This is a genomic window from Marinomonas sp. S3726 (genome assembly GCF_000967665.1).
GTDB lineage: Bacteria > Pseudomonadota > Gammaproteobacteria > Pseudomonadales > Marinomonadaceae > Marinomonas.
The window spans coordinates 109,838-118,880 of record NZ_JXYC01000047.1; the positions used below are offsets into that span (position 1 = coordinate 109,838).

The following is a 9,043-nucleotide window of genomic DNA, read 5'->3' on the forward strand; positions in this document are numbered from 1 at the left end:
TGTTTATGAATATAAACACTCCATATAACAACAATTTAAAAATTACGATAAGTAAACGACGGAGACAGTAATGAGTCTTGAAGGCAAAATAGCCCTAGTAACAGGTGCTACGCGCGGAATAGGTAAAGCGATTGCTTTGTTGCTTGGTCAACAAGGTGCAACGGTTATCGGTACGGCAACAAGCGAATCAGGTGCGCAAAGCATTTCTGATTACCTTGCTGGCGCTGGTAATGCGGGTAAAGGCTATGTTTTAGATGTTGCAGATGCAGACTCAGTAACTGAAGTGGTTAAGGCCATTACAGCAGACTTTGCGGCGCCAACTATTCTAGTTAATAATGCTGGTATTACTCGTGATAACCTAATGTTGCGTATGAAAGAAGATGAGTGGGACTCTGTAATTAACACCAACCTATCTTCTGTATATCGTGTAACCAAAGCTTGTATGCGTGGTATGACAAAAGCAAAATTTGGCCGTGTAATTAGCATCAGTTCAGTTGTTGGCTCTATGGGTAACCCAGGTCAGGCGAACTATTCTGCTGCAAAAGCTGGCTTAGAAGGCTTTAGTCGTTCTTTAGCTTCTGAGATTGCATCACGTGGCATCACAGTAAACTGTGTAGCTCCAGGCTTTATCGAAACAGATATGACTAAGGTATTACCAGAAGAGCATAAAGCCGCTTTGACTGAAAAAGTCCCTGCGTCTCGTCTTGGTCAACCTGAAGAAATTGCGGCTGCAGTCGCATTTTTAGCATCTGAAGGTGCTTCATATATTACGGGTGAAACAATACATGTTAATGGCGGCATGTATATGGCGTAATTTGAGTTGAATTTTCTAACGATATCAACGAAAATAGCCATCCGGTTCATCTTGAGAATCACGTCGTAAAGACGGTTATACATTTTTATAAAGCTCAAATGAGCTAACAATGAGTAGAGTAGGAACTTCTAATGAGTAGCATTGAAGAACGCGTTAAAAAAATTGTTTGTGAACAACTTGGTGTTAAAGAAGAGGAAGTAGTTGCAACTGCTTCTTTCGTTGATGACCTAGGTGCAGATTCTCTAGACACAGTTGAGCTAGTAATGGCTTTGGAAGAGGAATTCGACACTGAAATCCCTGATGAAGAAGCTGAGAAAATTACCACAGTTCAGGCTGCGAATGATTACATCAACGCAAACCTGTAATTTGGTAAACTGAGTTTTTGGAGAAGCCGCTTGTCTTGTGCATAGCGGCTTTTCTTTTCTATAGCCCTTTTTAATAAACCCTCAGGGGTTGGGCGTACTTTTGGAGGAAGGATATGTCTCGTCGTCGTGTTGTTGTCACAGGTATGGGAATGGTTACCCCTTTGGGCAGCAATGTGAAAGATACGTGGGATAACGTATTGGAAGGAAAAAGTGGTGTATCTGACATTGATCTTTTTGATGCCTCGCAATTTTCTACACGCTTTGCTGCACAGGTAAAAGACTTCGATGTTGCTCAATACATGACAGCAAAAGAAGCGCGTAAGATGGACCTTTTCATTCAATATGGCATGGCTGCTTCTATGCAGGCTTTAAATGATGCCGCACTTTTGAGTGATGATTTAGACTATAACCGAGTAGGCTGTGCAATAGGTTCTGGCATTGGTGGACTTCCCATGATTGAAAAAAATGTGGAACTACTAAATAAGTCAGGCCCAAAACGAATTTCTCCTTTTTTTGTGCCAGGGGCAATCATTAATATGATCTCTGGACATGTTGCTATCAAATTTGGCTTTAAAGGACCAAACATATCAATCGTTACGGCTTGTACAACAGGTACGCACAATATTGGTATGGCAGGGCGTATGATCTCATATGGGGATGCAGACGTTATGATAGCGGGCGGTGCTGAAATGGCGATTACCCAGTTGGGAATTGGTGGTTTTGGTGCTGCAAGGGCATTATCTACACGCAATGATGACCCTAAAACAGCGAGTCGCCCTTGGGACAAAGACCGTGATGGTTTTGTCATGGGAGATGGTGCTGGCATATTAGTACTTGAAGAATATGAGCATGCTAAAGCCCGTGGTGCGAAAATTTATGCAGAGCTAGCTGGTTTTGGTATGAGTGATGATGCGCATCATATGACAGCACCCCCTGAATCTGGTGTTGGTGCATTGTCTGCTATGTCTGCAGCATTAAAAGATGCCAAGTTAGAAGCGGCGGATGTGGATTACATTAATGCACATGGTACATCAACGCCAGCAGGTGATTTAGCCGAAACCAATGCCGTTAAATCCTTGATGGGTCCTGCTGCATCTGATGTGGCTATTAGCTCTACAAAATCCATGATAGGGCATTTGTTAGGCGCTTCTGGTGCTGTTGAGTCAATTTTTTCAGTGTTAGCAATTCGCGATCAACTGGCTCCACCGACGATAAACTTAGAAAACCCAGGTGAAGGATGTGATTTGAATTATGTCCCACATACACCGCAAAAGCGTCGTATTGATGTTGTTCTAAATAACTCATTTGGCTTTGGTGGAACGAATGGGTCGCTAGTGTTTAGTAAAGTATAGTGATTTCGTTAAGTATAAAAATAGGAGCAAGTGCTCCTATTTTTGTATCTTAAAGCTAAGCTGGCCAGCTCAGTTAAAACAGATTTAGTGAGTGGTATTTGAATTATTTGTATCTAATTCTTGTCGCAAAGACTTGATTTGCTCATTTAAGTCCACATTAATGCCTTGGTTATCGAGTTGATACAAACGATCTTCTAGCTCCTGGTAAAAGCTAAGTTCTTCATCGCCAAGAAAATGTAAGCACTCGCCACCGATAAACCAAAGTAATTCGCGACGTACCAAAGGTACTAAGTTTGCGTAACAACGAATAAATCGAGACAAGATTTCTTGAGCGTCAAAACTGTAATCAGCCGCTTGATTTTCTATGTCCTGAAATAACTGATCCATTTTTTCGATTAGATCGGCTTCTTCTTCGTTTAAGGGTGTTTGATCAAAAGGGAAGTGCTCAGACATTCTACTTTTTAGATCTTTGAATGCATTCAATATGAAATCGTTACGAGAATCCACGTAATAGCCTTTTACAGTTAAATGTTCATGCCAGCCCAATGCTGGCAAAGATGAGTAATTATGACATATGCAATAGAAATTAGTGACTTAAAAAAACGTTATGATAATGGTTTTGAGGCCCTTAAAGGGGTTGATCTCAAAGTGGAAAAAGGGGATTTCTTTGCGCTACTAGGCCCGAATGGCGCAGGTAAATCCACAACCATTGGTATTCTTTGTTCTTTAGTGAATAAAAGTCAGGGTAAGGTCTCAATCTTTGGTGTTGATATCGATAAAGATTTTGCAGGCGCAAAACAATTTTTAGGTGTCGTGCCGCAAGAATTCAATTTTAATGTTTTTGAAACGCCTTTTAATATCATAGTTACTCAGGCAGGATTTTACGGTATCCCTTATGATGTCGCTGCGCCTAGGGCTGAAAAGTATTTAAAGCAACTTGGATTATGGGAAAAACGCAATAATCCTTCTATGCAGCTTTCAGGTGGTATGAAGCGTCGTCTAATGATAGCGAGAGCGCTAATACATGAGCCTCAAGTTCTGATATTAGATGAGCCAACCGCTGGTGTTGATATTGAACTGCGTCGTTCAATGTGGGAGTTCATAAAAGAGTTAAATGATAATGGTACAACTATCATTTTGACAACTCACTATCTAGAAGAAGCAGAGCAGCTGTGTCGCAATATTGCCATTATTAATAAAGGCGAAATTGTTGAAAATACAAGCGTGAAGTCTCTGCTAAAAACACTTAGCCAAGAGACCTTTATTTTAGATTTGGCTACAAATATTGAATCCAACGTCAGTATTGATGGTTTTACCGTTAAAACACTGGCTGATGGTCACTCTATTGAAGTTGAGATTAACAAAGGCCAATCCATTAATGACATCTTTGTCGCATTGAATGAGCAAGGCTTGCAAGTGCAAAGTATGCGTAACAAATCAAACCGCTTAGAAGAGCTGTTTGTGAAGCTAACCAAGGGATAATTTAACACATGAAAAATACACAAATATTGGTGGCTTTCTTAACAATTGTTAGAAGAGAAATCCGTCGCTTTATGCGGATTTGGCCGCAGACCTTATTACCGCCCGCAATTACCATGACTTTGTATTTTGCTATTTTTGGTAACCTAATTGGTTCACGTATTGGTGAGATGGGTGGCTTTAGCTATATGCAGTATATAGTGCCTGGTTTGATAATGATGTCTATCATTACTAACTCCTACGCCAATGTATCAGCATCATTTTACTCAGCTAAGTTTCAGCATAATGTACAAGAATTATTAGTTTCACCAACACCAAACTGGATTATTCTAATGGGGTATGTGGTTGGTGGTGTTACTCGTGGTTTGTTTGTTGGCTTTATCGTGACACTTTTATCGCTCTTCTTCACGGATATGCACCTTGAAAATCTACTGATTACAGTTTTGGTTGTCTTCTTAACGGCCGTATTATTTTCGTTGGGTGGTTTTGTAAATGCAGTATATGCAAAGAGTTTTGATGATATTTCAATCATCCCAACTTTTGTATTAGTGCCTTTAACTTACCTTGGTGGCGTATTTTATTCGATTGATTTACTGCCAAGTTTTTGGCAAAACATGTCACTATTGAATCCTGTTTTATACATGGTGAATGCTTTTCGTTTCGGTGTACTTGGTGTGTCTGACATTAATGTAGGTTATGCCATTGTCATTATTCTCGCTTTTATCGCTGTTTTATTCACCTATGCGCTGCGTTTATTGAATCGTGGGCATGGAATTAGAAGTTAATAGCAGCATAAGCAAGAAGCGAAAACTGCTGCTATAAAAAACGTTTTATTAGAATATTTAAACATTGTTAAGAGTTAAGTGAGGCTATTATGGGTGCGTTACCGCTAGGTCAAAAAACCGAATACATTTCTGAGTATTCTGCAGAATTGTTATTCCCAATTGCCAGAGTCGATAAATGGCAAGAAATGGGTATAGAGTCTGAGCGCCTACCATTTTTTGGTGAAGATATTTGGAATGCTTATGAAGTATCTTGGCTAAACAGCAAAGGCAAGCCAATTGTTGCAATTGCTGAATTTAGGTTGCCCCATGACTCGCCAAATATTATTGAGTCAAAGTCTTTTAAACTGTATTTAAACTCATTAAATCAAATGCGTTATGAATCAGTCCAAGAGGTTGAGTCCATCTTGGTGAGAGATTTAAGTGCTGCTGCTGGTGCTGACGTTAGTGTTGTAATTCGTGATCTAGAAGCTATGCAAAACTTGGTTATTCAAACCGCGGATTATTGTATTGATGATTTAGATGTAGAGGCAAGTATTTATCATCCGGATGCTAGTTTGTTAGCCTTGGACGAAGATGCGGAGCAAGTCGAAGAGAAAGTAGTTAGTCATTTACTTAAGTCAAATTGCCCTGTAACAAATCAACCAGACTGGGGCTCGGTATTTATCGAGTACCGTGGCGCTAAAATTTGTCATGAGAGCCTGCTTAAATATATCATCTCTTTTAGAGAGCACACCGATTTTCATGAGCAATGTGTAGAACGTATCTTCATTGATATCATGCAAAAATGTGCGCCAGACTATTTAGTTGTTAATGCGCGTTACGTAAGGCGTGGCGGATTAGATATTAACCCTTACCGTGTTTCTGAGCCGTTAACTTTGGGTAATGAAAGACTAAGTCGTCAATAAATTATGACTATAAAAAACCAGCCGATTAGCTGGTTTTTTTTGCTCTGTTATTGGTTTAGATTCTTGTTGCTCTCAAGTTGTTTTTTCTCAAGGTCAATGATTGCAAGTTGTAATCTATCCGCTTCAAGGTTTTTGCGGTTGAACTCATTTCTAAGTTCCGTCTCTTGGTCTTGATTAATACTGGCAAGCAGCTGTTGTTTAACTTGGCTATGTTCAGCCAAGAGTTCATTGTGACGATTTTCCAGCTGTTGAAATTTATTATTACTGCTTGAACTTGCTTCATTTCGGAAATTTGGATCAACCGTTTCAATGGTATGAATGATTTCGTTATTTGCTTTCCTTGCGCTTTCTAATTCGAGTTCAAGTACGGTGACACAGGTTTCTGACTCTTTTAAGAGCTTCTCTAGTGTGGCAGATTCTTTTTGCTGCTCTTCAATTAAACTTCCTAACTTACTATCCTCTGGGGCATTTGAAAGCTGAGTTTTCATGTCATCAACTTTTGACTGCTGATTCTTCGCAGATTCACGAAATGATGTTGAAGCTGTTTTCTTCGCTACAACGAGTTTTTTCTCTGTTGCAATCAGCTGCTCACTCTTTTTCTGTATATCTGACTTTAGAGACTCAATTGACACATTCGTTGCACCGAGTTCATTTTCAAGTTGCAAAATAAGCGTGTCGGATTCTTTTATCATTTGTTCAATTCTGCCGATCGCAATTTCTTGAGATTCATCTATGTTGATAGACTCTTCTTTGTTGGCTTCGTTAAGTTTCTCTCTTAACAGGTCAATGACAATCTGCTGACGATTTGCGATCTGGTTTAAAGAGTTAATTTTTTTATTGGCCCTGTGTTTGGTAAGGTCACTTTGATTGCCCGTATTCTGAGCTTGGGGCTCTTGTTGCATAATCTCTTCGAATTCATTGTCTAATTCTAAATTTTTCAGTGCTTGTTTGAGTTGATCAACATTTTTCATTGCACTTGCTAAAGAGAGCTCCAGATTGCTTTGTTCATGCTTTTTTACAGATAAACGATTAAGCGCTTCTTCAAGTTTTTCAATCTGAGCTAACAACTCTTTTCTTATTTCACCTTGTGCTTTATCTAACTCTAATTTGAGTTGCAGTACTTCGTTTGATTGGTTAGCGGACTGTACAAGTTTTGCGAGCTTTTGTTTTAGCGCTTTTACTTCATCGTTTTCTTTATTGGCACTAAAGATATTACTTAAAATATTAGACAGTTGCTTATTTAGAATACTGGCTGTGTCTTCTTGGCTAATAGGGGTGTCCAATACTTTTGATTCTGCTTTTAAAAGTGTGCCCCAAAGTTTAATTAAGATGACTTTTTTTGATTTGTCTTGGCTTTTTGCGCGAGATAGTTGCTTAGACGCATGAAGGATCTGATTATTAACAAAGCGTTTTAATGCCGCTAAACTAAGGTCTTCACTCTTAACGGAAGCGTTATTTGAAGTGCCAGCTGCCTCAGTTTCGTTTGCCTCTTGAGCCGATTGGGGGTCGTTCTCATTTTTGTCCAATCGTCTTTTAAACCATATCAATAAGCTGCCAGAAAACACTAACAAGGTGATAATTTCTATGAGTGTCCATACTAATAGCTTCATGTATAAAAGGGGGCCTGTAAAAATCGAATATATGAGTACTGTGTTTACTAGAGAAAGCTTTTCTAACTAACTCTTAAATCCACCATTGATTAAGTTAATTAACTGTAAAGTCACCTGTTAACTTAGTGTAAATTGTTTGCTTATCCATTTCCAAAATTCTCTATCCCTAATGAGGTAGATTATAACTTCATGCTAACATGAGTAAATTGAATTAATGTAAAGCAACTCAATGACTTACTTATTTAAGTATGGCCTAGGTAAAAAAATATGAAAGAATTTATCCAATTTATGCGTGAAAGAAGCTCTCAGAATGCATTGTTAGCGCCAGCACCGTCAAAAGATGAATGGCAAAACGTTTTAGAGGCAGCAAGTAGGGCTGCTGACCACGGTGCGATGAAGCCTTGGCGTTACCGTGTTTATTCAGGAAAAAGTTTGGATACTTTAGGTGAGTGTTATTGGCAACACGCATTAGCAACTACACCTGAGATGCCAACAGCTAAAAAGGATAACTTCATCCAAAAAGCACATAGGGCACCTGCTGTTCTTGTGGTTACAGCGGCATTAGAGGAACACCCAAAAGTACCCGCTATTGAGCAAACAATGGCTGTTTCAGCGGCTACCCAACAGGCTCTGCTTGGTCTTAACGCATTGGGTTATGGTGCCATTTGGCGTACTGGTCCTGTTGCTCATAGTGATTTAACGAAAGAGCTTTTAGGGATAGATGCACATCACCAAGTGATTGGCTTTATTTATGTGGGTACCCCTAAAGCAATCGAAAAAAGAGTGAAAGAAGTAGATCTAACTCAGCACCTAGAATGGTTTGATTGATCTTTGAACAAGGGGGAGTCAAAGCGGAATTTCTCCTAAAAAAGGGCTTGCGTTTCAATCACTTCGACATTAATATACGCGCACTCTTTGATAGGCAACGCCTTCAAAGTGGCCTGTGGTGAGCTGTCCGAGTGGCCGAAGGAGCACGCCTGGAAAGTGTGTATGTCGAAAGGCATCAAGAGTTCGAATCTCTTGCTCACCGCCATTATTCTAGTGAATTCAAGGCTTGCAGCGTAATTCTTGATTCTGTACATCAAAAAGTACAGCATAAAAAAGCAGATTAGATTAACATCTAGTCTGCTTTTTTGCATCTGTCATCTTTAGCCAAGCATCTTCAATTAAGATTTCTAGCATTTCATTTTTCTTTCTTCTGTTCTGTTTTGAAATTTTATTGAGGAGGTTGATGGACTCTTCGGTTAATTGAAAACTGCACGCTCTTTTTCCATTATTTTTATCTCTGTGTTTCTTTTGGCTCCAAGCCGATTTTATTTCTTTAAGTATGAGCCTTAAGTGGGCTATATTTGAATCGTTGTCGTAATAATATTTGATATGAGCCTTTAAGTAATCAATTATATTGTTTTTGCATAGATAAGGCATGTTGTGATTTCTTGATATAAAATTATCGCTACTACAATGCCTTATAATCCACTCCTCGAATTTGTCATGATTATTCTTCTCATAATTTATAAAAAATATAAATTCTTTGGATCTGATCGTTGACTCTTCAAGAGAAGACTGTAGATGATTTAAAAATTCAATTTTATGATTTAAATCGCCTTCAACTGCATAATCAATGTTAAAAGTAAGTATTTGGATTAATGTTGGAAGGCTTTGAGAGTTAGTGTTTGGTTTATACTGTAAGCTTTGATTTAGGCTTAGGTTGTCTCTAAAGTCATCTGTAGTAC

Annotated in this window: 9 protein-coding genes, 1 tRNA gene and 1 pseudogene; 8 read left to right on the forward strand and 3 right to left on the reverse strand. The window is 38.9% G+C overall.

What is annotated here, in order from left to right; translation table 11 throughout:
- Positions 1–70 precede the first annotated feature (70 nt).
- From fabG to fabF, 3 genes are all read left to right on the forward strand, one after another.
- The gene (gene fabG, locus TW85_RS24615) at positions 71–814 is read left to right on the forward strand and encodes a 3-oxoacyl-ACP reductase FabG (RefSeq protein ID WP_046019784.1); all 744 of its coding nucleotides are present in this window, start codon (positions 71–73) and stop codon (positions 812–814) included.
- Positions 815–945: 131 nt separating this feature from the next.
- Positions 946–1,179, forward strand: coding sequence for an acyl carrier protein (gene acpP, locus TW85_RS24620; RefSeq protein WP_046019785.1), 234 nt, complete (start codon positions 946–948; stop codon positions 1,177–1,179).
- 113 nt (positions 1,180–1,292) lie between these two features.
- Positions 1,293–2,531, forward strand: coding sequence for a beta-ketoacyl-ACP synthase II (gene fabF, locus TW85_RS24625; protein WP_046019786.1), 1,239 nt, complete (start codon positions 1,293–1,295; stop codon positions 2,529–2,531).
- Positions 2,532–2,615: 84 nt separating this feature from the next.
- On the opposite strand, the gene TW85_RS24630 is transcribed toward fabF, so the two are convergent.
- Positions 2,616–3,038: a PA2817 family protein gene (locus TW85_RS24630; RefSeq protein ID WP_046019787.1), complete on the reverse strand. Its 423-nt coding sequence runs from the start codon at positions 3,036–3,038 to the stop codon at positions 2,616–2,618.
- Between the two features lie 60 nt (positions 3,039–3,098).
- Between TW85_RS24630 and TW85_RS24635 the strand changes: the two genes are divergently transcribed.
- The 3 genes from TW85_RS24635 (at position 3,099) to queF (ending at position 5,700) form a co-directional block, all read left to right on the forward strand.
- On the forward strand, positions 3,099–4,013 hold the full coding sequence (locus TW85_RS24635; RefSeq protein WP_046019788.1) for an ABC transporter ATP-binding protein: 915 nt from the start codon (positions 3,099–3,101) through the stop codon (positions 4,011–4,013).
- An 8-nt stretch (positions 4,014–4,021) separates the two neighbouring features.
- A complete protein-coding gene (locus TW85_RS24640; RefSeq protein ID WP_046019789.1) occupies positions 4,022–4,795 on the forward strand; it encodes an ABC transporter permease in 774 nt (257 codons plus the stop codon).
- An 89-nt stretch (positions 4,796–4,884) separates the two neighbouring features.
- The gene (gene queF / locus TW85_RS24645; protein ID WP_046019790.1) at positions 4,885–5,700 is read left to right on the forward strand and encodes an NADPH-dependent 7-cyano-7-deazaguanine reductase QueF; all 816 of its coding nucleotides are present in this window, start codon (positions 4,885–4,887) and stop codon (positions 5,698–5,700) included.
- Between the two features lie 47 nt (positions 5,701–5,747).
- Here the strand turns inward: queF and TW85_RS24650 are convergent, their stop codons facing one another.
- Positions 5,748–7,310 (reverse strand): hypothetical protein, encoded by a 1,563-nt coding sequence (locus TW85_RS24650; protein WP_046019791.1) that lies wholly within the window; start codon positions 7,308–7,310, stop codon positions 5,748–5,750.
- A 267-nt stretch (positions 7,311–7,577) separates the two neighbouring features.
- Here TW85_RS24650 and TW85_RS24655 point away from each other — a divergent pair, with 267 nt between their 5' ends.
- Complete coding sequence (locus TW85_RS24655; protein ID WP_046019792.1) at positions 7,578–8,138, forward strand: nitroreductase; 561 nt, start codon at positions 7,578–7,580, stop codon at positions 8,136–8,138.
- Positions 8,139–8,255: 117 nt separating this feature from the next.
- Positions 8,256–8,343: transfer RNA gene (locus TW85_RS24660), tRNA-Ser, on the forward strand.
- Positions 8,344–8,423: 80 nt separating this feature from the next.
- Here the strand turns inward: TW85_RS24660 and TW85_RS26265 are convergent.
- Positions 8,424–9,043, reverse strand: a pseudogene (locus TW85_RS26265) (hypothetical protein); the annotation flags it as partial.

Bases quoted from the DNA above. Each gene is read 5' to 3' on its own strand.
- fabG (WP_046019784.1), top strand. From the start codon at position 71: ATGAGTCTTGAAGGCAAAATAGCCCTAGTAACAGGTGCTACGCGCGGA.
- acpP (WP_046019785.1), top strand. From the start codon at position 946: ATGAGTAGCATTGAAGAACGCGTTAAAAAAATTGTTTGTGAACAACTT.
- fabF (WP_046019786.1), top strand. From the start codon at position 1,293: ATGTCTCGTCGTCGTGTTGTTGTCACAGGTATGGGAATGGTTACCCCT.
- TW85_RS24635 (WP_046019788.1), top strand. From the start codon at position 3,099: ATGACATATGCAATAGAAATTAGTGACTTAAAAAAACGTTATGATAAT.
- TW85_RS24640 (WP_046019789.1), top strand. From the start codon at position 4,022: ATGAAAAATACACAAATATTGGTGGCTTTCTTAACAATTGTTAGAAGA.
- queF (WP_046019790.1), top strand. From the start codon at position 4,885: ATGGGTGCGTTACCGCTAGGTCAAAAAACCGAATACATTTCTGAGTAT.
- TW85_RS24650 (WP_046019791.1), bottom strand. From the start codon at position 7,310: ATGAAGCTATTAGTATGGACACTCATAGAAATTATCACCTTGTTAGTG.
- TW85_RS24655 (WP_046019792.1), top strand. From the start codon at position 7,578: ATGAAAGAATTTATCCAATTTATGCGTGAAAGAAGCTCTCAGAATGCA.